The sequence below is a fragment of the Paraburkholderia piptadeniae genome, from assembly GCF_900007165.1.
GTDB lineage: Bacteria > Pseudomonadota > Gammaproteobacteria > Burkholderiales > Burkholderiaceae > Paraburkholderia > Paraburkholderia piptadeniae.
The window spans coordinates 70,588-93,082 of record NZ_CYGY02000031.1; the positions used below are offsets into that span (position 1 = coordinate 70,588).

The window sequence follows — 22,495 nt, forward strand, 5'->3', positions numbered from 1 at the left end:
GATTCGAAGGTGGTTGTATGCTGGATCGTGAAGGCTTTCGCCCGAACGTCGGCATCATCCTCTTGAACGCTCGCAACGAGGTGTTTTGGGGCAAACGGCTCCGTGAACATTCCTGGCAGTTTCCGCAAGGGGGCATCAAATACGGTGAGACCCCCGTGCAAGCGATGTATCGGGAGTTACACGAAGAAACCGGCCTGCTTCCGGAGCACGTCAAGGTTATCGGTCGCACGCGCGACTGGTTGCGTTACGAGGTGCCGGACAAGTTCATCAAGCGCGAGGTTCGCGGTCACTACCGCGGCCAGAAGCAGATCTGGTTCCTGCTCCGGATGATTGGACGCGATTGCGACATCTGTCTGCGCGCGACCGATCACCCTGAGTTCGATGCCTGGCGCTGGAACGAGTACTGGGTGCCGCTCGACTGCGTGATCGAGTTCAAGCGGGATGTGTATCAGCTGGCGTTAACGGAGTTGTCCCGCTTCCTGCGGCGGCCTCAGCCGCGCACGGAACGTCCCGGTGGACATTATCACGGGCAGCGCTATCCGCGGATGGCATCGTCGGTGAATGCGCCGCCTGGGGCGTCGATGGCGTCCGCGTCATCCGTGACCACGGTCACGACGACGATCGTCGTCGAAACAACGCTGCGTGCGACAATCGGGTCGGACTGTTCGTCGACGGAAGACCCGGTCGTTCAGGCGCCGGGACTGCGCGACTGACTCTGTGCGGCTTTCCATGCCGCATCTGCCGATGCAGCGTGCCATCGTGCGGTACGACGACACGCTGTGCCGGCGTTTCGAGGAAACCATATTGAAAGTATCTGCTTTCGCCGTGGCGTGCGTCGCCACTGGCGTTCTGCTGGCTGCCTGTTCGAGCACCAAGAGTTCCAACTCCAACGCGTCCGACGGACCGAAGAGCGACTTTCAGTACCTGCTCGACCGGCCTTCGACCTGGACCGAAAAGAAGGTCGATACGCTCCCGCCCATGCCGCAACCCGGCAATCTGCTGCCGTTCACCGTTTCGCAGAACACGCCGCTTCAATTCGCGCTCGATGCGAAATCGCTGACCGTCGATAGCGACGGCGTCGTTCGCTACACGGTGGTGATCACGAGCCCGAGCGGCGCGCGCAACGTCAACTACGAGGGCATCCGCTGCCAGGACTACTCGTGGAAGCTGTATGCGGGCCTAAACGCGGACCACGACGGCTGGGACCGCACGGTCGAAAACGACTGGACACGTATCGAAAACGGCGATCTGAATGCCTACCACGCGTCGCTCTATCAGGATTACTTCTGCTCGAGCAAGATGCCGGTCGGCAAGGCCGATACGATCCTGACCAACATCAAATACAAGCGCGCGAACAGCACGCTGATTCGCGGCAACTGATCGGGGAGTTATCCGCGCGCGGAAGGCGCGGAACCTCGATGACGGCGCAACGAAAAAAACGCTCCATCTTGCGATGGGGCGGCTTTTTGTTTTCCGAAGTGAGCGGTTGCCTGATGACGTGCTGTTAGACGAGCACCAGATTATCCCGGTGGATCAATTCCGGCTCGAGCATATAGCCCAACACCGTTTCGATCTCACCGCTCGGACGACGCTGGATCAGCTTCGCCTCCGCGCTGCTGTAGTTCGTCAGTCCGCGCGCGACCTCGCGCCCCGACGCGTTCAGACACGCGATCACCTCGCCGCGCGCAAACGCGCCCTGCACGCCGACGACGCCGATCGGCAGCAGGCTCTTGCCGCCCTCGGTGAGCTTTTCAACCGCGCCGTCGTCGATCACGACGTGTCCGCGCACCTGCAAGTGATCCGCCATCCACTGCTTGCGCGCCGCCATCCGAGCGGTACGCGCGATGAGTTGCGTGCCGATCGCCTCGCCTGCTGCGAGCCGCGCGAGCACGTCCGCCTCGCGGCCGCTTGCGATCACCGTGTTCGCGCCGCTATGCGCCGCGCGTTTCGCCGCGAGAATCTTCGTCAGCATGCCGCCGCGTCCGATGCTCGATCCGGCGCCGCCCGCCATCGCCTCCAGTTCCGGCATGCCGGCGTCGGCTTGCTGGACAAGGGTCGCGCTCGAATCCTTGCGCGGATCGGCGGTGAAGAGACCTTGCTGGTCGGTGAGAATGATCAGCGCGTCGCCTTCGATCAGGTTCGCGACCAGCGCGCCGAGCGTATCGTTGTCGCCGAACTTGATCTCGTCGGTGACGACCGTGTCGTTCTCGTTGATGATGGGCACGACGCCAAGACGTAGCAGCGTCAGCAGCGTCGAGCGCGCATTCAGATAGCGTTCGCGATCTGCCATATCGGCGTGCGTCAAAAGGATCTGGGCGGTGCGGATCGAATGCTCTGCGAAGCGGCTTTCATAGACCTGCGCGAGCCCCATCTGCCCGACGGCCGCCGCCGCCTGCAACTCGTCGATTTCGCGCGGGCGCTTCGTCCAGCCAAGGCGCTGCATGCCCTCGGCGATCGCGCCGGAACTGACGAGCACGACTTCCTTGCCCTGTTCGCGCAGCGCGGCAATCTGAGCGGCCCAGCGACCGATTGCTGCATGATCGAGCCCGCGCCCGTCGTTCGTGACGAGGCTCGACCCGACTTTCACCACCAATCGCCGGGAATCTGCGATAACGGAACGCATTGTGCGCGGTCTCCAAGATGATTCGTAAGGCCGGTGCGTGCTGGGAGTGCGCCGGCATCCAGGGTACGGCTGCTTACTCCTGCGGCTCGGCCGATGCACCCGTGCCGCCCGCCTGCTGGTCGCGGAAACGCACGTCGGCGGCCAGATCTTCCGCTTCGGCGGCACGGTGCGCATCGGAGTGCTGGGCGAGGTAGTCGTAGACCGCGTAGCAAAGGTTCTCACAGCCTTGGCCCGTCAGCGCCGAAATTTCGAAAACAGGACCGTCCCACTCGAAGTCTTTGATAAAGCGGGCGACGCGCGCTTCCCGCTCTTCTTCCGGGATCATGTCGAGCTTGTTCAGCACGAGCCAGCGCGGCTTGCCGTACAGTTCCTCGTCGTACTTGCGCAGTTCGTTGACGATCGCCTTCGCTTCCGCGACGGGATCGACCGTTTCGTCGAACGGCGCGAGATCGACGATGTGCAACAACAGGCCCGTGCGCTGCAAGTGCCGCAGGAACTGGTGGCCGAGGCCCGCGCCTTCCGCTGCGCCTTCGATCAGACCGGGAATGTCGGCGATCACGAAGCTACGGCTCGGCCCGACGCGAACGACGCCGAGATTCGGCGCGAGCGTCGTGAACGGATAATCGGCGATTTTCGGCTTCGCGTTCGACACCGACGAAATGAACGTCGACTTGCCCGCGTTCGGCATGCCCAGCAAGCCGACGTCCGCGAGCACCTTCAATTCGAGACGCAGCATGCGACGCTCGCCCGGCTTGCCGTCCGTCTTCTGCCGCGGCGCGCGATTCGTGCTGGACTTGAAGTGCAGATTGCCAAGGCCGCCCGCGCCGCCCTGCGCGACCAGCACGGTCTGGTTGTGCTCGGTGAGATCGGCGATCACCTCGCCCGTGTCCATGTCCGCGATGATCGTGCCGACGGGCATGCGCAGTGTGATGTCGTCGCCACCCTTGCCGTAGCAGTCCGACCCTCGACCGTTCTCGCCGTTGCGCGCCTGATGCTTTTTCGCGTAGCGGTAATCGATCAGCGTGTTGATGTTGCGGTCTGCGACTGCATAGACGCTGCCGCCGCGGCCGCCGTCGCCGCCATCCGGACCGCCGAACGGGACGAATTTCTCGCGGCGCATCGACGCGCTGCCATCTCCTCCGTCGCCGGCGATGACTTCGATCCTCGCTTCGTCAATGAACTTCATGCGTTACTCCGTCCCGTGTGTATTGCTATTTTGCCGCGCGTTGCGCGCGTGCACCATTAACCGTTTGGCCAGATTGACCTTGATTCTTGTCGATTCGCGACAACGAAATGCCATGACGATAGGGGTCTGCCGACGAAAAGCCTCAAAGGAGACCCGCAAACGAAACCCGCAAACAAAAAGGCCCCGCAAACTTCGCGGGGCCTTTTTCCGGTCCTGAAGCCCGTGCCTGATTTAATCTCAGACAGCCGGGACGACGTTGACCATGTGCTTCTTGTCGGCGCCCTTCGTCGTGAACTTGACGTGGCCGTCGACCAGTGCGAACAGCGTGTGATCCTTGCCGATGCCGACGTTCTCACCAGCGTGCATGCGCGTACCGCGCTGACGCACGATGATGCCGCCAGCCAGGATGGCCTGACCGCCGTAAACCTTCACGCCGAGGCGCTTCGACTCGGAGTCGCGGCCGTTCCGGGAAGAGCCGCCTGCCTTTTTGTGTGCCATGTGATTACTCCTTGCCCGATGCGCTTACGCGTTGATCGCGTCGATGCGCAGTTCGGTGTAGTTCTGGCGGTGGCCGCCATGCTTTTGGTAGTGCTTCCGGCGACGCATCTTGAAGATGGTCACTTTGGCGTGACGACCGTGCGACACAACGGTAGCCTTGACGGAAGCCCCACTGACCAGCGGCGTACCGAACTTAATCGATTCGCCTTCGCCCACTGCGAGAACCTGGTCGAGCGTGATTTCAGCGTCAATGTCTGCCGGTATCTGTTCTACTTTAAGTTTTTCGCCGACAGCAACCTTATACTGCTTGCCGCCGGTTTTTATGACCGCGTACATTGAAAACCTCACTCTGGATTCATTTTTTCCCGACGCACCACGCGCGGAAACTCTCAATTATACATAGAGTTAGCTGTGCGGTCAAAAGCAGTTGACAACGGCCACGCCAGGCCGGCCGACGCGCAACAAACGCGACATGCCAATGCCAAAACGGCCACGATTGCAGGGCGTACGGCGCTGAATTACCGCAGTTCGCCTTATAATTCGCGGCACTACCCGAATTCGTCACCATGTCGTCAACCGCCACTCCTACCCCCAACGCAGCCAATCTGCTCGCGCCGATCGTCGAAGACATGCAGCAGGTGAACCGCGTCATCCGGCACCGCCTGGCGTCCGAGGTGATGCTGATCAACCAGATCTCCGAGTACATCATCAGTGCCGGAGGCAAGCGCCTGCGCCCCGCGCTGCTCCTGCTCGTGGCGCGCGCGCTCGGTGACAGGACGGGGCATCGACACGAACTGGCGGCCGTCGTCGAGTTCATCCACACGGCAACGCTGCTACACGACGACGTCGTCGACGAATCCGATTTGCGGCGTGGGCGTCAGACGGCAAATGCGCTGTTCGGCAACGCGGCGAGCGTGCTGGTCGGCGACTTTCTTTACTCGCGCTCGTTCCAGATGATGGTCGGCGTGGGCAAGATGCGCGTGATGGAGATTCTTTCGGAAGCAACCAACATCATTTCCGAAGGCGAAGTGCTGCAACTCCTGAACATGCATGACGCCGACGTCGACGAAGCGCGCTACATGCAGGTGATCCGCTACAAGACGGCCAAGCTGTTCGAAGCGGCCGCCCAGCTGGGCGCGGTGCTGTCGGGCGTGGACGCGACCACGGAAGCCGCCGCCGCCGAGTTCGGCCGACGCATCGGCACGGCGTTCCAGATCATGGACGACTGGCTCGACTACACGGGCACGCCCGAGTCGATGGGCAAGAACGCCGGCGACGATCTGCGCGAAGGCAAGCCGACGCTGCCGCTGATCTATCTGATCGAGCGCGGCACGCCGGCGCAGGCGGCGCTTGCGCGCGAGGCAATCGAACAAGGTGGCACAGACCGCTTCGACGAGATTTTCGACGCGATCACGCGCTCGGGCGCGCTCGACCACACGCTCGAATGCGCGAAGCAGGAAGCGCAGGCGGCCGCAGCAGCAATTTCTTCGTTTCCCAGTTCCATTTACAAGGAAAGCCTGCTAGAATTATGTTCTTACTCGACGACGCGGCAGTCTTGAACGAGACTGAAGCGCCGAATTAGTCTGAATCGAGTTACCAAATCGGGGTGTAGCTTAGCCTGGTAGAGCGCTACGTTCGGGACGTAGAGGCCGGAGGTTCGAATCCTCTCACCCCGACCAGATTTTGAAAAAACCGCGCAATGCGCGGTTTTTTTTCGCCCGTCGCTTTGCCGATCACCCGAGTGGACGGCGAGCCAACCTGGCCATCCGGCCGATGAGGGCCGTCCGGCCCCTCTGCTATATTCTCCCCATCCCTCCCCTTCCTTATTCACGACGCGTGGAACAACTTCCCTTATGGGCGCAAATAGGCGCCATCGTCCTGCTTCTCATCTGCTCCAGCTTCTTCTCCATTACCGAGACCGCGATGATGGCGATCAATCGTCATCGCCTGAAGCACCTGGCCAGCAAGGGCGCGCTCGGCGCGAAAACCACGCAAGGCCTGCTCGCGCGCACCGATGAGCTGCTGAGCGCCGTGCTGATCGGCAACAACCTGTTCAACACGATCATCCCGGTGCTCACCACGTCGATCGCGTTGCACACGTTCGGCAGCAACAGCGTCGTGCTGTCGGTTGCGACGGGTATCGTCGCGTTTCTCATCATCGTGTTCGCCGAAATCACGCCGAAGATCGTCGGCGCGACGTTCCCCGAAAGGATCGCGTTGCCGGCCAGCCTGCTGATTGCACCGCTGATGCGCGTGTCCAAGCCGCTGATCTGGTTCGTCAACCTGTTCGCCAACAGCATCCTGCGCGTGCTGCACATCAATACGAAGAGCGCGCACGAACAGCGGCTGTCGACGGAAGAGCTGCGCACCATCGTGCTCGAATCAGGCAGCTTCATGCCGACCAAGCACCGCAGCATTCTGCTGAATCTGTTCGACCTCGAAAACATCACCGTCGACGACGTGATGATTCCCCGCCGCCGCATCGAGGCGCTCGATTTCGACGCACCATTCGAACAGATCCTGCATCAGCTCGAAACCTGCTATCACAACAAGCTGATCGTCTATCAGGGTGACTTCGACCGCGTGCTCGGCGTGCTTCATGTACGTAAGACGCTCTCCGCCTTGCACAACCAGGAGCTGGAACGCGACACGCTGCGCGAACTGCTCGCCGAGCCGTACTTTGTGCCGACGGGCACGCCCGTCTTTCAGCAGCTCCAGTATTTCCAGGAAAGCCGCCATCGGATTGCGCTCGTCGTCGACGAATACGGCGAGCTGCAGGGACTCGTGACACCCGAGGACATCATCGAGGAACTGATCGGCGAATTCACGACGTCGGTGCCGCGCAGCGCGAGTTCGCGCGGCGGCTGGAACGAAGACGGCGAGTGCATCGTCGCGGGCAGCATGCCCCTGCGCGAACTGAACCGCTGGCTGCAATTGCGTCTGCCGACGGATGGCCCAAAGACGCTCAACGGACTGATCCTGGAAATTCTCGAGGAGATTCCGGAAGGCGACGTCTGCGTAAAGATTGGCGACATCAAACTCGAAGTGATGCGCAGCGACGACCAGGCGATCAGAACAGTCAAGATCTTTCGCCCCGGTCCCCCGCCGGGTTCCAAGATCAAGCGGCTCGTGAGTCGCGGATAACGCACCTGGCCATTCGGCCGAATAGCGGCCAGGCGCACGATCTCCGAAGATGAAGCCGTCATGTTCTACAGGCGGCCCCCAGCCGGTTTTCGATGCGCACTTCTTCCCATCCGGCCTCACCTCCGCTCAAGGTGGCCACGAGCCGGCAGCCACCGGCTACGGCCGATGCGGACAGCCCGCCAGCTGTCCGCCTGCTCGCCGATACGCTCCTCGAAGCCGCGCGCCTCAACGCATCCGATCTGCATATCGAACCGATGGAGCACGGCTGGCGGATGCGTCTGCGCGTCGACGGCGTGCTGCACGAGATCGCCCGCCCGCCGGCGCATCTGCGCGACGCGTTCATCACGCGCGTGAAAGTGCTCGCTCGCATGGATATCGCCGAGCGGCGCGTGCCGCAAGACGGCCGCTTGCGGCTGCCCGTCGCCGCGGGCCGGGTCGAGGACTATCGCGTCAATTCGCTGCCCACGCTGTTCGGCGAAAAGCTCGTGCTGCGCCGGCTCGACGCGCTGCCAGCCGATCTGTCGCTCGACTCGCTTGGCCTTGCGCCCGCTCAGCGCGATATCGTCGACCGCTCGATCCGCGCGCCGCACGGGCTCGTACTCGTCACGGGACCGACGGGCAGCGGCAAGACGATGTCGCTGTACTGCTTCCTGCAACTGTTGAATGCCGAGTCCCGCAATCTCTGCTCGGTCGAAGATCCGGCGGAAATCCAGCTTGCGGGCATCAATCAGGTCAGCGTTCGCGAGAAGGCAGGCCTCACGTTCGCCATCGCGTTGCGTGCTTTTCTGCGCCAGGACCCGGACGTGATCATGGTCGGCGAAATCCGCGACGAAGAGACAGCCGATGTGGCCGTCAAGGCGGCGCAAACGGGCCACCTGGTCTTGTCGACGCTGCATACGAACGATGCGCCCGCCGCCATCGCGCGCCTGATCGACATTGGCGTCGAGCCATACAATCTCGCGGCCGCGCTGCGTCTCGTGACCGCGCAGCGGCTCGTGCGGCGCCTGTGCGTCGCGTGCAAGCAGCCGTCGATGGAAACGCCCGCGTCGTTGCGCGCAGCCGGCGTGCCCGACGCTGACACCACGCGGTGGCATCCCTACGTTCCACGAGGATGCGAAGCCTGCCACGGCATCGGCTTTCGCGGACGCGTCGGCATTCATCAGGTGATGCCCGTTTCGGACGCGATGCGTGAACTGATCGTCGCGCGCGCCGGCACGCACGAGATCGCTCGACAGGCGCACGCGGAACACGTCCAGACGCTGCGCGAAGCGGCATTGGCTCGCGCATTCGACGGCACGACGAGTCTCGCCGAAGCGCTGAGCGCAACGGAGGTCGCATGACGGCCACGACAGTCCAGGACCAGCGCTTCGCATGGCGCGCGCTCGACGCGCAGGGCGTGCGCCGGCGCGGGACAGTCATCGCGCCCGACCTTGCGACGGCGCGCGCGATGCTGAAGCAGAACGCGCTCTATGGCGTCGAATGGAGCCTGCGCGGCGCAGCGCCGCAGCCCAACGCGCGCGCCGCCGAAGTCACGCTGTTCACGCGCCAGCTGTCGAGCCTGCTGCGTGCCGGTCTGCCGCTCGCGTCGTCGCTCGAACTGCTGGCGAATGCATCAAAAGACAGCGAACGGGCCAAAGGCATGCGGCGTATCGTGAATGCGCTCACCCGCGATATCACGGCAGGACTCGGGTTCTCTGCGGCACTCGCCCGTCATCCGGTGCAGTTCGGCGCGCTGTATCGTCAGTTGGTCGAAGTAGGCGAAGCGTCGGGCGCCCTGCCCGCCGTGCTCGCGCGGCTCGCCGACGACCGCGAGCGCGCCGCCGCGCAGCGTGCCAAAGTGCGCGCCGCACTCACCTATCCCGTCGCGATCCTGCTGCTTGCAATCGCGATTACGGCTGCGCTGCTGGTGTGGGTCGTTCCGACGTTCAAGCAGATCTTCGACGGGTTTGGCGCGAAGCTGCCCGCGCCGACGCAACTGGTGCTCGCAATGTCGGCGGCGGCTGGCCGCTGGAGCGTGCCGCTCGCGTCGACCGTATGCGTGCTCGCGCTCGCCATGCGCCACCTGCTGAGCCGCTCGGAGGCGGCCCGGCTGCAGTTCTCCCGCGCGATCCTGCGTTTGCCCATCGCCGGCTCGCTGCTCGCGACGCTCTGTGCCGCGCGCTGGAGTCGTGCGCTCGGCACGCTGCTGTCGGCCGGGACGCCCCTCGCCGACGCATTCGATTCGCTCACGCATGCGACGGGCAACGCCTGGTTCGATCGCGCGACCATCGCGATCTCGGCGCAGCTTCGACGCGGTGTGCGGCTTGCGCCTGCAATGCGTGAAGCGCAATGCTTTCCCGAAGACATCGTGCAACCCGTCGCCATCGCGGAAGAATCGGGCACGCTCGACACGATGCTGCTCGACGTCGCGTCGCTGAGCGATCGACAGGTCGACGAAAAAATCGCTAGCCTCGCGAGCCTATGCGAACCACTTGTGATCGTCGTGTTGGGCGGGCTCGTCGGCGGCCTCGTGATCGCGATGTATCTTCCCATCATCCAACTTGGCAACGTGGTGTAGTAGCATCGCAGCCGAATCCATCCAATCGACCATGCCGACCACGTCCACGCCCGTGTCAGATCTATCCTTCAGCGGCCCGCTCGCCCGTTTCGCGGACAGCCTCGGCGTGGCCTTCGACGCGCTACCCGCTCTCGCCCAGATCGCGTTCGTCATCGTGTTCGGCCTGGTGATCGGCAGTTTCCTGAACGTCGTCGTGCATCGCTTGCCGATCATGCTCGAACGCGCGTGGCGAGCCGAAGTGAGTGAAGCGACGGGCCACTCGTTCGACGACGACGGCCTGCCCGCACGCTATAACCTCTGGCTGCCGCGCAGTGCCTGTCCTCATTGTGGCCACGTGCTGCGCGCGTGGGAGAACATTCCTGTCGTCAGCTATCTGATGCTGCGCGGCCGTTGCTCGCAATGCAAAAGCCGCGTGAGTTTTCGCTATCCGCTGCTCGAACTGTCGAGCGCGGCGCTGGCGCTCGGCGCGTTCGTCTCATTTGGCCCGACGGGCACGGCGCTCGCGGCATACGGACTTTGCGCCGCACTGCTCGCGATGAGCGCGATCGACATCGACACGCATCTGCTGCCTGACTCGATGACCTTGCCGTTGCTGTGGGCGGGCTTCATCGTCAACTTCAATTCGGTGTTCGCGAGCCTGCACGACGCCGTGATCGGCGCAATCGCCGGCTACCTGGTGCTGTGGTGCGTGCACTGGGTGTTCAGGCTCGTGCGCGGCATCGAAGGCATGGGTTATGGCGATTTCAAACTGCTCGCCGCGCTCGGCGCCTGGCTTGGATGGGCTGCGCTGCCGCAGATCATTCTGATCGCGGCCGTGACGGGCGCCGTCGTCGGACTGATCGCGACATGGATTGGCCGCATGCGCTTCGAGGAGCCGCTGCCGTTCGGCCCGTTTCTCGCGGCAGCCGGCGCCATTACGCTCTTTCTCGGCACGCCGCTTTATATGGCTTTCGGAGGCTGACGCATGTTTGCTGTTGGATTGACGGGCGGCATCGGCAGCGGCAAGTCCACTGTCGCCGATCTGTTTGCGAAGCGCGGCGTGACGCTCGTCGATACCGACGTGATCGCGCATCGCGTCACCGCGCCCGGTGGGCCAGCGATGCCCGCCATTGCCGCCGAGTTCGGCGCATCGTTCGTCGCGTCCGATGGCTCGCTCGATCGCGCCCGCATGCGCGCGCTCGTCTTTAGCGACGAGAATGCGCGCAAACGGCTCGAAGCCATCACGCATCCGTTGATTCGGGTCGAGACGGAACGCGCGCGTCAACAGGCGCAAGGTCCTTACGTGATCATGGTCGTGCCGCTGCTCGTCGAATCAGGCAATTGGAAGACCCGTGTGGACCGCGTGCTGACCGTCGATTGCAGCGTCGAGACGCAGATCGCTCGCGTCATGCGCCGCAATGCGTTCACGCGCGAACAGGTGCTGGCGATCATCGCGCGCCAGGCCACGCGCGAAGCACGCCTCGCCGCAGCCGACGACGTGATCGTCAATGACGGGGCATCGCTCGAAGCACTCGACCTTGATGTCGATCGCCTTCATCGCACGTATCTTTCACTCGCGGCCGCATGAGCCGTAAGCGATTCTGTTCACCGTCTGTAAAGCGGGCGCATGTTGCCCGGATCGGCGCGAGCACGCAACGAATGCGTTCGATACAGCGCAAAAATTGACAGAAGCTCGCGGAAATAGTGTGTGATTGCGAGGGTAGTCTCACGGCATTAGAATGTCCTGCAATTCCGTCACCGACCACGCCTGAGGCGAGCCCGCTTGATTCTTTACGAGTATCCCTTCAACGAGCGAATCCGGACGCTGCTGCGCCTCGAAGACCTGTTCGAGCGCTTCACGTTCTTTCTGACTCAGGAAGACGCCAGGGAACATCATGTCGCGCTGACTACGCTGTTCGAAATCTCTGAAGTCGCGGGCCGCGCGGACCTGAAGTCCGATCTGATGAAGGAACTGGAGCGGCAACGTCAAACGCTCGCTCCGTTTCGCGGCAATCCTGGCATCGAGCAGAACGCGCTCGAAGCCGTCCTCGGCGAAATCGAGCAGACTCTCGCCGGGCTTACGCAGATGCAAGGCAAAACTGGCCAGCATCTTGCGGACAACGAGTGGCTCGCGAGCATCCGCAGCCGCGCCATCATCCCCGGCGGTACCTGCAAGTTCGATCTTCCGTCCTATTACGCGTGGCAGCAGACGCATCCTGATCAACGCCGCCAGGACATCGCCAAGTGGGTGATGCCGCTTTTGCCGCTGCGCGACGCCGCCGCCATCGTGCTGCGTCTTGCGCGCGAATCGGGGCAGGCGTCGAAAGTGATGGCGATGCAGGGCAGCTACCAGCAGATGCTGTCGGGCCGTACATATCAGCTGATGCAGGTGCGCGTGGCACCGGAATTGCGGGTGATCCCGGAAGCGAGCGCCAACAAGTACATGCTGTGGGTGCGCTTCACGGTGCAGGATGGCGACTTGCGTCCGCGCGCCGTCGATGTCGACGTGCCGTTCCAGTTGACGCTGTGCAGCCTTTAGTCTGAGGCAAAGCGCCTCATTTATGAAGCTCCACCGTTTGCGATTGACCGTCTGACCGAATGACCACCGTAGTCAAATGCCCGACCTGCGGAAAGGATGTCCGCTGGACTCCTGAGAACCGCTTCCGCCCGTTCTGTTCCGAGCGCTGCAAGCAGATCGATCTCGGCGCGTGGGCTGCCGAAAAGTTCAAGATCGGCGGCACCGACGACGAACCGACGACCGACGACACGTCCGGCGAAAATCGCTCGCATTGAAGCGCAACGAGCGCAGCCCGTCACCATCGAGGCACACGCCGCGTGCTGCGGCTGCGCTCTTCCCTCACTCCGCGGCCAGCCATTCCAGCACGGGAATTGTCGCGGGCAATAGCGGCGACACCTGGGCCGGCAACGTCTGCCACGCGAACGCCTGGCCTTCGCGCCCATGCGGCTCGCCGTGCCACGCCGTCACCTTGCAGAAATAGAGACGCACGTAGGCGTGCGGATAGTCGTGTTCGAGGACGTGCCAGCGGTGGCTCGCCTGCACGTCGATGCCGAGTTCTTCGTGCAGCTCGCGCGCAAGCGCGGCTTCGACCGACTCGCCCCGCTCCAGCTTGCCGCCGGGAAATTCCCAGTAGCCCTCGTAGGGCTTGCCGGCTGGCCGTTGCGCGAGCAGATACCGGCCATCGGGCTGAACGAGCACGCCGACGGCCACTTCCGTGACCGGCCGACCGGCAGCGTTCAGTTCGCTCGCGTTCTGCACGCCGTTTTGCACGCCGTTTTGCACCGGGCCGCTCATGCTTGCGCCCGCCGGCCCGACCAGTCGCGCGCGAACTGCCACGCGACGCGCCCCGAACGCGAGCCGCGTTCCAGCGCCCAGATCAACGCGTCGCCGCGCGCCGCTTCGACATCGGCATCGTTGCAGCCGAAGTGATGCAACCAGTGCGCGACGATCGACAGATAGTCGTCCTGCTTGAACGGATAGAAGCTGACCCACAGGCCGAAACGCTCCGACAGCGAGATCTTTTCTTCGACCACTTCGCCCGGATGGATCTCGCCGTCGGGCATGTGCTTGTACGTCTCGTTGTCGCTCATGTACTCGGGCAGCAGATGGCGGCGGTTGGACGTCGCGTAGATCAGCACGTTGTCCGACTGCGCAGCCACCGATCCATCGAGCGCCACCTTCAGCGCCTTGTAGCCCGACTCGCCTTCCTCGAACGACAGGTCGTCGCAGAACACAATGAACCGCTCGGGACGCGTCGAAATCAGATCGACGATATCGCCCAGGTCGTGCAGATCGTCCTTGTCGACTTCGATCAGACGCAGACCTTCCTTCGAGTGCGCATTCAGACACGCCTTGATCAGCGACGACTTACCCGTGCCGCGCGCGCCCGTGAGCAACACGTTGTTCGCGGGCTGCCGGCTCACGAACTGTTTCGTGTTCTGCTCGATCAGCTTCTTTTGACGATCGATGTTCTGAAGATCGTCCAGCGAAATCGACGAAATAGCAGGTACCGGCTGCAAATAGCCGCGCCCGTGGCGCTTGCGCCAGCGGAACGCGACGGCCGCGGACCAGTCGACATCGGGCGCGGCAGGCGGAAGCATCGCTTCGAGCCGCACCAGCACGGCTTCGGCGCGGGTCAGGAATTGTTCGAGTTTATCCATGTGGTGAGATCGGAACGAATCTGGAATCAGGAGCCAATCACGCGCATATCGCGCGCAAATCATGAACGGTAGTCGGCGTTGATGCTCACGTAATCGTGCGACAGGTCGCACGTCCAGATCGTCGCCTGCGCATCGCCTCGGCCCAGCACGACGCGAATCAGAATTTCGGCCTTCTTCATCACGCGCTGCCCGTCTTCCTCTTTGTACTCCGGATTACGCCCGCCCGCTTTCGCGACAAGCACATCGTCCAGATACAGATCGATCTTGCCGACGTCGAGGTCCGTCACGCCCGCATAGCCGATGGCGGCCAGAATGCGCCCGAGGTTCGGGTCCGACGCGTAGAACGCCGTCTTCACGAGCGGCGAATGGCCGATCGCATACGCGATCTGGCGGCACTCGGCCACGCTCGAACCGCCTTCCACCCGCACCGTCATGAACTTCGTCGCGCCCTCGCCGTCGCGCACGATCAGTTGCGCGAGCGTCTGCGCCGTTTGCGTGACGGCATCGCGCAGCGCGGCGTACGCGGGCGAATCCGTCGACGTGATCGCGGGCAGGCTCGACTTGCCCGATGCGATCAGAATGAACGAATCGTTCGTCGACGTATCGCCGTCGATCGTGATGCAGTTGAACGAGCGGTCGGCGACATGCTTCACCAGTTCGTCGAGCACCGGCTGTGCAACGTTCGCGTCGAAAGCGAGGAAGCCGAGCATCGTCGCCATGTTCGGCTTGATCATGCCGGCACCCTTGCTAATGCCCGTCAACGTAACCGTGTGGCCGTCGATCGTGACCTGGCGCGACACCGCTTTCGGCAGCGTGTCGGTGGTCATGATGGCTTGCGCGGCGTCGTACCAGTGAGCAGCCTGGCGGTTCGCGAGCGCGGCGGGCAGCCCGGCTTTCAGGCGGTCGATGGGCAGCGGCTCCAGGATCACGCCCGTCGAGAACGGCAGCACCTGTTCCGGCGCGATGTCCGCGAGGCGCGCCAGCTCGTCGCACGTCTCGCGCGCGTGCGCCATGCCCGGCTCGCCCGTGCCCGCGTTCGCATTGCCCGTGTTGACGACCAGCGCGCGAATGCCCTTGCCGCCCGCGCGCACGCGCTCGAGGTGCTCGCGGCACACGGTGACGGGCGCCGCGCAGAAACGGTTCGACGTGAACACGCCCGCGACCGTCGCGCCTTCGTCGACGGAAATGACGAGCACGTCCTTGCGGTTCGGCTTGCGGATGTTCGCCTCGGCCCAGCCTAGCGTGACGCCGGCAACGGGGTGGAGTTGAGCGGGATCGATCGAGGGGAAATTGACAGCCATGGTTGCGACCTGTCGAGACTGAAATGCCGGCGGGCGCCGGCATCGGGGATCAAGGGTGATGGCGCCGGATGGGTCCGCGCCACCGCGAAATCACCAGCAATGCGCGCTTCAAACGACGCGGCGCGCATGATGCGCGCCGCTCCGTGTGTCACGCGATCTTGCCGTGGCACTGCTTGTACTTCTTGCCGCTGCCGCACGGGCATGGATCGTTGCGGCCGACCTTCGGCACCGCGCCGGAAAGCGGGGCCGCCGCGCTGTGGCTGTGAGCCATCGCGTCGCCGATCATCGATGCTGCCGCGTTTGCCGCGACAGGCGCCGCCGCGACGGCCGCACCGCCTTCGGCGTAATCGGCATGACGGAACTCGATGTTCTCCAGATGGCTGCCTTGCTCTTCGTACTGCTCGGCGGCCTGCTCCAGCTGTTCCGGTGACTGGATCTGCACGTTCATTACGATGCGCGTGACTTCGAGCTTCACCGAGTCGAGCATCGCGGCGAACAGCTCGAACGCTTCGCGCTTGTATTCCTGCTTCGGGTTCTTCTGTGCATAGCCGCGCAGATGAATGCCCTGACGCAGATGATCGAGCGCGGCGAGATGTTCGCGCCAGCTGCGATCGAGCGTCTGCAGCATGACCGAGCGCTCGAACGCGCTGAACGATTCGCGGCCCACCTGCTCGACCTTCGACTCGTAAGCCTCGTCGGCGGCGGCCGTCACCGCTTCGAGAATCTCGCTGGCGTCGATCGACTGCGACTCGTTGATCATCTCCTGAATCGCGAGATCGAGCTGCCAGTCATTGCGCAGCACTTCTTCCAGTTCAGGCACGTCCCATTGTTCTTCGATGCTGCCCGCCGGCACGAACTGATGGACGATGTCGCCGACCACGCCGTGACGCATCGCGCCGATCGTTTCGGTGATGTCGTGTGCTTCGAGCAGTTCGTTGCGCTGCTGATAGATCACCTTGCGCTGATCGTTCGACACGTCGTCGTATTCGAGCAGCTGCTTGCGGATATCGAAGTTGCGCGCTTCGACCTTGCGCTGCGCCGATTCGATCGAACGCGTGACGATGCCCGCTTCGATCGCCTCGCCTTCCGGCATCTTCAGGCGATCCATGATTGCGCGCACGCGGTCGCCCGCAAAAATGCGCAGCAGCGGATCTTCAAGCGACAGATAGAAACGCGACGAACCCGGATCGCCCTGACGGCCCGCACGCCCGCGCAACTGGTTGTCGATACGGCGCGATTCGTGACGCTCGGTGCCGATGATATGCAGACCGCCCGCGGCCTTCACCTGATCGTGCAGCGTCTGCCACTCGTCGTGCAGCTTCTGGATGCGCGCCGCCTTTTCGTCTTCGGGGATCGACAGGTCGGCTTCAATGAACGCGGCCTGTTTCTCGGCGTTGCCGCCGAGCACGATGTCCGTGCCGCGACCGGCCATGTTCGTCGCGATCGTGATGCGCTGCGGACGGCCCGCTTCCGCGACGATGGCCGCTTCGCGCGCGTGCTGCTTCGCGTTCAGCACTTCGTGCGGCAGACCGGCCTTGTTCAGCAACTGCGACAGCAGCTCCGAGTTCTCGATCGACGTCGTGCCGACCAGCACGGGCTGACTGCGGTCATAGCATTCGCGGATATCGCGAATCACCGCGTTGTAGCGCTCCATCGCCGTCTTGTAGATCTGGTCCTGCTTGTCGATCCGCTTCGGCGGGCGGTTGGTCGGAATCACGACCGTTTCGAGGCCGTAAATCTCGTTGAATTCGTACGCTTCGGTGTCGGCCGTACCCGTCATGCCGGACAGCTTCGCGTACATGCGGAAATAGTTCTGGAACGTGATCGATGCGAGCGTCTGGTTCTCGCTCTGAATCTTCACGTGCTCCTTCGCTTCGACGGCCTGGTGCAGACCGTCTGACCAGCGGCGGCCCGCCATCAGACGGCCCGTGAATTCGTCGACGATCACCACTTCACCGTTCTGAACGACGTAGTGCTGGTCCTTGTAGAACAGCGTGTGCGCGCGGAGCGCCGCGTACACGTGGTGCATCAGCGTAATGTTCTGCGGCGCGTAAAGGCTCTCGCCTTCGCCGATCAGGCCCCACTCGGCGAGCAGCCGCTCCGCCTTTTCATGGCCCGATTCCGTCAGGAACACCTGGCGCGCCTTTTCATCCAGCGTGTAGTCGCCCGGCTTCTCGACGCCCGTGCCGTCCGCCTTCTCTTCGCCAATCTGGCGCTCGAGCAGCGGCGGCAGTGCGTTCATGCGCACGTAGAGCTCGGTGTGATCTTCGGCCTGGCCGGAGATGATGAGCGGCGTGCGGGCTTCGTCGATAAGAATCGAGTCCACTTCGTCGACGATCGCGAAGTTCAGCGCCCGCTGCACGCGCGCATCGGTCTCGTAGACCATGTTGTCGCGCAGGTAGTCGAAGCCGAATTCGTTGTTCGTACCGTACGTGATGTCCGCGGCGTACGCTTCCTGCTTCGGGCCGTGGTCCATCTGCGACAGGTTGATACCCACCGACAGGCCGAGGAAGTTATAGAGGCGCCCCATCCACTCGGCGTCGCGCTGCGCGAGGTAGTCGTTCACCGTCACGACGTGCACGCCGCGTCCGGACAGCGCGTTCAGGTAGGCCGCGAGCGTGGCGACGAGCGTCTTGCCTTCGCCCGTGCGCATTTCCGCGATCTTGCCGTAGTGCAGGACCATGCCGCCGATCAGCTGCACGTCGAAGTGCCGCATCTTCAGCACGCGCTTGCTTGCCTCGCGGCAGACCGCGAACGCCTCGGGCAGCAGCTTGTCGAGCGACTCGCCACTGCCGACGCGTTGCCGGAATTCCGTCGTTTTCGCGCGCAGTTGATCGTCCGTCAATTGCTCGATCTGCGGTTCGAGCGCATTGATCGCCGCGACGGTCTTTTGATATTGCTTGACGAGCCGTTGATTGCGGCTGCCAAAAATCTTTTGTAGAAAACCGGTGGTCATCGGATCGTGGTTGCGTCGCGGCTTCGGCTGGGTTGCAAGGCCGGTTTTTACACCCTTTCACCTTGTTGCAACCCTCGGTCGTGTGGGCCTCGGCGGCTTAGGTCCAAGAGTGAATTCGAATCATGGATTTTAGCACGCGCCCCCGCGTACGCCTGTGTCAGCAGCAAGACCATTGGCCGTCCGGCCAGGCCGAAAGCGCTGTGGATATGGGCGTCCACGGTATGTGCGAACGTCGTTGCGCGCCGCTGCCGCATGTTACAACCGGTACAATCGCGGCATGGGCGCGCACTCGGCGCGGCTACCATTCAAAGTCTCAGATGAGCCGTTTCTCACCGTTTTCAAGGCAGTCGCCGAAGCCCGGCCCGAAGCTCGGCTCGCGGTCGTTCGACGTGCGCAGGCCGCAAGCCGTCGCCGAAGTGCTGAACCGCACCGACGCGTTCGCGGCATTGCGAGCCGGCGTCGAGCAGGTCGCCGCGCTGGAGCGCGATCTGTCCGAGCTGCTGCCCGACTATCTGGCGACGAGCGTCGAGCCGGGCTTCATCAAGGACGGCGTGCTCGCGCTGTTCGCCGCGCACAACGCGCTCGCTGCACGGTTGCGGCATCTGGAGCCGCGTCTGCTGTCGGATCTGCAACAGCGCGGCTGGCCGGTGAATTCGCTGAAAATCCGCGTCCGCCCGCAGCCCGCGAAAGAGCCGCCGCGCGTGAAGCAGGCGCGCATGTCGCGCGCGGGCGCGGATGCGCTGCACGAACTCAGCGAATCGCTGGAACCGTCGCCGTTGCAGGCCGCGCTCGCGCGCATGGCCGCCCGGCATCGGAAATGAATTCGCTGAAGAATCGCGTCGGAATGAAAAAAGCGGCCTTTTCAGGCCGCTTTTTCGTTGCTGCCCGGTGATGGCCCGAGCGCTTGAAGTCAGGCAAACGCCGTCTGCGTGTCGTACGCGAAACCGCGCGGCGCTTTCTGCGGATCGTCGAACGTGACGATCTCATACGAATCTTCGTGCGCCAGCAGTTCGCGCAGCAGCGCGTTGTTCAGGCCGTGGCCGGACTTGTATGCGTCGTACGACGCGAGCAGCGGATGGCCGACCACGTACAGGTCGCCGATCGCATCCAGCATCTTGTGCTTCACGAATTCGTCGTCGTAACGCAGGCCGTCGTTGTTCAGGATGCGGTACTCGTCGAGCACGATCGCGTTATCCATGCTTCCGCCGCGCGCCAGGCCGAGCTCGCGCATCATCTCGACTTCGTGTGCGAAGCCGAACGTACGGGCACGCGCGATCTCGCGTACATACGACGTGTTCGCAAAGTCCACTTCGAGCGCCTGCCCCGTCTTGTCGACGGCGGGATGGCGGAAGTCGATCGTGAACTTCAGCTTGAAGCCGAAATACGGATCGAGACGCGCGAACTTGTCGCCGTCGCGGATTTCGACCGGCTTCGTGACCTTGATGAACTTCTTCGCCGCGTTCTGCTCTTCGATGCCCGCCGACTGGATCAGGAACACGAAGGATGCCGCGCTGCCGTCCATGATGGGGATTTCTTCAGCGGTGACGTCGACGTAGAGGTTGTCGATACCCAGGCCCGCGCACGCGGACATCAGGTGCTCGATCGTCGACACGCGCGCGCCGTCCTTCTGCAACACCGATGCAAGCCGCGTATCGCCGATCGCCATCGCCGACGCGGGGATGTCCACCGGCGTGGGCAAATCCACGCGGGAAAACACGATGCCCGTGTCCGGCGCCGCCGGGCGGAGCGTCAGATTGACCTTGCGGCCCGAGTGCAAGCCGATGCCAACCGTTTTGACGATCTGTTTGATAGTGCGCTGCTTCAACATGGTGATCTTCTATTCGATTAAAAATCCTAATCAGGACTTTTTATTTCATAGCGCGAATTATACTCCAATCGTTTCCGGAGCGCCGCTGCGCTGGCGTTTCAATCTGTTTCGCTGCGTTACCTGATCGGGAAGCGTGACGGGCCGATGCCCGGAACGGAGGCGTTTCCGGTAATCGGCCCGCGTTACGGCCTGTCACAACGGGGTCATAAAAGCGTTGCCGCAGCGCAACAAGCATGGTCTGCGCGGTTGCGGCGAAGCTTCAAAGCCGCGTCATGCCTGGCTCAACGTCGCGAGAATACTCGCCGCATCGCTCACTTCGAACTTGCCGGGTGCCTCGACGTATAGCGTCTTGACCACGCCGTCGTCGACCACCATTGCGTAGCGCTGGGAACGGATTCCCATGCCGCGCGCCGACAGGTCCTGCTCCAGACCGAGTGCCCGGGTGAAAGCCGCGCTGCCGTCCGCCATCATGCGCACCTTGCCCGAGGTGCGCTGTTCGCGTGCCCACGCGCCCATGACGAACGCGTCGTTGACGGACACGCACCAGATCTCGTCGATCCCGGCAGCACGGAACTTCTCCGCCTGCTCGACGTAACCCGGCACGTGCTTGGCCGAACAGGTCGGCGTGAACGCGCCCGGCAATCCGAAGATCACCACGCGCTTGCCCGCTGTCTGTTCGCGCACGTCGAAGCTGTTCGGCCCGATCGTGCAACCCTCGCGCCCGTCCCCGATCAACTCGTAAACGGTCGCCTGGGGAAGCTTTTCACCTATCTGAATCATGCTCGTTCCTTCGCATCGATGCGGAGCACGCTCGCACGTACTCGTGCCGCAGTGGAGTTTTCATCCGGCGACAGTGCCCCGAACCGCTTCGCCGATGCGAAGAGGACACCTGTCCGTGCCGCGCGCGCGACCCTACGCGGCCTCATTGCCGTTCCACCCGCCACGCTCGTGCATTCCTGCTGCGCGCAATCAAGCCACAAATCAGATGATTACGCCGCAGAAAGCCCGCTCCTGCGTGAACCTCAGTCTGCCTGCTTGCGCAGGAAGGCCGGGATGTCGTACGTATCGACGCCCTTCTCCTGCAGCGCCTGCACGTGCGAAGCCGCCGTATCACGCGAGGTGCGCCACACTGCCGGCGTGTCCAGCGAACCGTAATCCGCCGCCGTCGAGTGATGCTGCGTGTTGTACCCATGCTGCGCAGCGCCGACCGGCTGATTGTCCGTGCCCGTGCGCAGCAGCGTCATCGGCGCCGATTGCTGCTTCTTCGCAGCGCGGCCCAGACCCGTTGCCACCACCGTTACGCGCAGCGCATCGCCCATCGCGTCGTCGTACACCGCGCCGAAAATCACGGTCGCGTCATCGGCAGCATAACTCTTGATCGTGTTCATCACTTCGCGCGTTTCCGACAGACGCAGCGAACGGCTCGACGTGATGTTGACCAGCACGCCGCGCGCGCCCGACAGATCGACGCCTTCCAGCAGCGGGCTTGCGACAGCCTGTTCCGCCGCGAGACGCGCGCGATCGACGCCGGCCACCGTCGCCGTGCCCATCATCGCCTTGCCCTGCTCGCCCATCACCGTCTTCACGTCTTCGAAGTCGACGTTCACGAGACCATCGACATTGATGATTTCGGCGATGCCCGCGACCGCGTTGTTGAGCACGTCGTCAGCGCACTGGAAGCACTTGTCCATTTCGGCGTCATCGCCCATCACCTCGAACAGCTTGTCGTTCAGGACGACGATCAGCGAGTCGACGTGATCCTCCAGTTGCTGCGAACCAGCTTCAGCGACGCGCATGCGCTTGCCGCCTTCGAACTCGAACGGCTTGCTGACGACGCCGACCGTCAGAATGCCCATTTCCTTCGCGATCTGCGCGACCACGGGTGCTGCGCCCGTGCCCGTGCCGCCACCCATGCCTGCCGTGATGAACACCATGTGCGCGCCACGCAGTGCGTCCGCGATACGCTCACGTGCTTCCTCGGCTGCCGCGCGGCCCATTTCCGGCTTCGCGCCTGCACCCAGACCCGTGTTGCCCAACTGGATGACGTTCGGCGAGCGCGAGCGCGACAGCGCTTGCGCATCCGTGTTCATCACGATGAAGTCGACGCCTTGCACGCCGCGATTGATCATGTGTGCAACTGCATTGCCGCCTGCACCACCCACGCCCACCACCTTGATGATGGTGCCGTTGGTTTCCGTTTCCAGCATCTGGAATTCCATGTTGCCTCCGTCAAGAAAATAAGTA

General features: G+C 63.3%; 22 protein-coding genes and 1 tRNA gene. 12 read left to right on the forward strand and 11 right to left on the reverse strand.

What is annotated here, in order from left to right; genetic code table 11:
- The first annotated feature begins 17 nt into the window (after positions 1 to 17).
- Together BN2476_RS16315 and BN2476_RS16320 are read left to right on the forward strand one after the other, a co-directional pair.
- Positions 18 to 713 (forward strand): RNA pyrophosphohydrolase, encoded by a 696-nt coding sequence (locus tag BN2476_RS16315; RefSeq protein WP_087735212.1) that lies wholly within the window; start codon positions 18 to 20, stop codon positions 711 to 713.
- 91 nt (positions 714 to 804) lie between these two features.
- Complete coding sequence (locus BN2476_RS16320; RefSeq protein ID WP_087735253.1) at positions 805 to 1,380, forward strand: CNP1-like family protein; 576 nt, start codon at positions 805 to 807, stop codon at positions 1,378 to 1,380.
- Positions 1,381 to 1,504: 124 nt separating this feature from the next.
- Here the strand turns inward: BN2476_RS16320 and proB are convergent, their stop codons facing one another.
- The 4 genes from proB to rplU all read right to left on the reverse strand — a co-directional run bounded on the left by proB (position 1,505) and on the right by rplU (position 4,643).
- A complete protein-coding gene (gene proB, locus BN2476_RS16325; protein ID WP_087735213.1) occupies positions 1,505 to 2,623 on the reverse strand; it encodes a glutamate 5-kinase in 1,119 nt (372 codons plus the stop codon).
- A 73-nt stretch (positions 2,624 to 2,696) separates the two neighbouring features.
- A complete protein-coding gene (gene cgtA, locus BN2476_RS16330) occupies positions 2,697 to 3,809 on the reverse strand; it encodes an Obg family GTPase CgtA (protein WP_087735214.1) in 1,113 nt (370 codons plus the stop codon).
- A gap of 237 nt (positions 3,810 to 4,046) precedes the next feature.
- Positions 4,047 to 4,307, reverse strand: coding sequence for a 50S ribosomal protein L27 (gene rpmA, locus BN2476_RS16335; RefSeq protein WP_087735215.1), 261 nt, complete (start codon positions 4,305 to 4,307; stop codon positions 4,047 to 4,049).
- A 24-nt stretch (positions 4,308 to 4,331) separates the two neighbouring features.
- Positions 4,332 to 4,643, reverse strand: a complete 312-nt coding sequence (rplU, locus tag BN2476_RS16340; protein WP_006025184.1) for a 50S ribosomal protein L21 — start codon at positions 4,641 to 4,643, stop codon at positions 4,332 to 4,334.
- 230 nt (positions 4,644 to 4,873) lie between these two features.
- On the opposite strand from rplU, the gene BN2476_RS16345 reads away from it, so the two are divergent.
- The 9 genes from BN2476_RS16345 (at position 4,874) to yacG (ending at position 12,780) form a co-directional block, all read left to right on the forward strand.
- Positions 4,874 to 5,866: a polyprenyl synthetase family protein gene (locus BN2476_RS16345; RefSeq protein WP_087735216.1), complete on the forward strand. Its 993-nt coding sequence runs from the start codon at positions 4,874 to 4,876 to the stop codon at positions 5,864 to 5,866.
- A 43-nt stretch (positions 5,867 to 5,909) separates the two neighbouring features.
- Positions 5,910 to 5,986 (forward strand) — tRNA-Pro (locus BN2476_RS16350).
- Between the two features lie 157 nt (positions 5,987 to 6,143).
- Positions 6,144 to 7,451, forward strand: coding sequence for an HlyC/CorC family transporter (locus BN2476_RS16355; protein WP_087735217.1), 1,308 nt, complete (start codon positions 6,144 to 6,146; stop codon positions 7,449 to 7,451).
- 92 nt (positions 7,452 to 7,543) lie between these two features.
- On the forward strand, positions 7,544 to 8,791 hold the full coding sequence (locus tag BN2476_RS16360) for a GspE/PulE family protein (protein WP_087735218.1): 1,248 nt from the start codon (positions 7,544 to 7,546) through the stop codon (positions 8,789 to 8,791).
- On the forward strand, positions 8,788 to 10,008 hold the full coding sequence (locus BN2476_RS16365) for a type II secretion system F family protein (protein ID WP_087735219.1): 1,221 nt from the start codon (positions 8,788 to 8,790) through the stop codon (positions 10,006 to 10,008). The genes BN2476_RS16360 and BN2476_RS16365 overlap by 4 nt, the downstream gene beginning before the upstream one ends.
- Before the next feature lie 31 nt (positions 10,009 to 10,039).
- Positions 10,040 to 10,969, forward strand: coding sequence for a prepilin peptidase (locus BN2476_RS16370; protein ID WP_087735220.1), 930 nt, complete (start codon positions 10,040 to 10,042; stop codon positions 10,967 to 10,969).
- A 3-nt stretch (positions 10,970 to 10,972) separates the two neighbouring features.
- Positions 10,973 to 11,575 carry a dephospho-CoA kinase gene (gene coaE, locus BN2476_RS16375; protein ID WP_087735221.1) on the forward strand — a complete coding sequence of 201 codons (603 nt, stop codon included), beginning with the start codon at positions 10,973 to 10,975 and terminating at the stop codon, positions 11,573 to 11,575.
- A gap of 195 nt (positions 11,576 to 11,770) precedes the next feature.
- Positions 11,771 to 12,526 (forward strand): cell division protein ZapD, encoded by a 756-nt coding sequence (zapD, locus tag BN2476_RS16380; protein ID WP_007747120.1) that lies wholly within the window; start codon positions 11,771 to 11,773, stop codon positions 12,524 to 12,526.
- A gap of 59 nt (positions 12,527 to 12,585) precedes the next feature.
- Positions 12,586 to 12,780, forward strand: a complete 195-nt coding sequence (gene yacG / locus BN2476_RS16385) for a DNA gyrase inhibitor YacG (protein ID WP_087735222.1) — start codon at positions 12,586 to 12,588, stop codon at positions 12,778 to 12,780.
- Between the two features lie 64 nt (positions 12,781 to 12,844).
- On the opposite strand, the gene BN2476_RS16390 is transcribed toward yacG, so the two are convergent.
- The 4 genes from BN2476_RS16390 to secA all read right to left on the reverse strand — a co-directional run bounded on the left by BN2476_RS16390 (position 12,845) and on the right by secA (position 18,423).
- Positions 12,845 to 13,300, reverse strand: a complete 456-nt coding sequence (locus BN2476_RS16390) for an NUDIX domain-containing protein (protein ID WP_087735223.1) — start codon at positions 13,298 to 13,300, stop codon at positions 12,845 to 12,847.
- Positions 13,297 to 14,166, reverse strand: a complete 870-nt coding sequence (locus tag BN2476_RS16395) for an ATP-binding protein (RefSeq protein ID WP_087735224.1) — start codon at positions 14,164 to 14,166, stop codon at positions 13,297 to 13,299. Before BN2476_RS16395 ends, BN2476_RS16390 begins: the two co-directional genes overlap by 4 nt.
- A gap of 59 nt (positions 14,167 to 14,225) precedes the next feature.
- Positions 14,226 to 15,467, reverse strand: coding sequence for a bifunctional glutamate N-acetyltransferase/amino-acid acetyltransferase ArgJ (gene argJ / locus BN2476_RS16400; RefSeq protein WP_087735225.1), 1,242 nt, complete (start codon positions 15,465 to 15,467; stop codon positions 14,226 to 14,228).
- Positions 15,468 to 15,615: 148 nt separating this feature from the next.
- Positions 15,616 to 18,423, reverse strand: coding sequence for a preprotein translocase subunit SecA (gene secA, locus BN2476_RS16405; RefSeq protein WP_087735226.1), 2,808 nt, complete (start codon positions 18,421 to 18,423; stop codon positions 15,616 to 15,618).
- 317 nt (positions 18,424 to 18,740) lie between these two features.
- Here secA and BN2476_RS16410 point away from each other — a divergent pair, with 317 nt between their 5' ends.
- A complete protein-coding gene (locus BN2476_RS16410) occupies positions 18,741 to 19,244 on the forward strand; it encodes a DciA family protein (protein ID WP_087735227.1) in 504 nt (167 codons plus the stop codon).
- An 89-nt stretch (positions 19,245 to 19,333) separates the two neighbouring features.
- Here BN2476_RS16410 and lpxC read toward each other — a convergent pair whose 3' ends face one another.
- The 3 genes from lpxC to ftsZ form a co-directional block, all read right to left on the reverse strand.
- Positions 19,334 to 20,251, reverse strand: coding sequence for a UDP-3-O-acyl-N-acetylglucosamine deacetylase (gene lpxC, locus BN2476_RS16415; RefSeq protein WP_087735228.1), 918 nt, complete (start codon positions 20,249 to 20,251; stop codon positions 19,334 to 19,336).
- 270 nt (positions 20,252 to 20,521) lie between these two features.
- On the reverse strand, positions 20,522 to 21,031 hold the full coding sequence (locus BN2476_RS16420) for a peroxiredoxin (RefSeq protein ID WP_087735229.1): 510 nt from the start codon (positions 21,029 to 21,031) through the stop codon (positions 20,522 to 20,524).
- A 242-nt stretch (positions 21,032 to 21,273) separates the two neighbouring features.
- Positions 21,274 to 22,470: a cell division protein FtsZ gene (ftsZ, locus tag BN2476_RS16425; RefSeq protein WP_087735230.1), complete on the reverse strand. Its 1,197-nt coding sequence runs from the start codon at positions 22,468 to 22,470 to the stop codon at positions 21,274 to 21,276.
- Positions 22,471 to 22,495 lie beyond the last annotated feature (25 nt).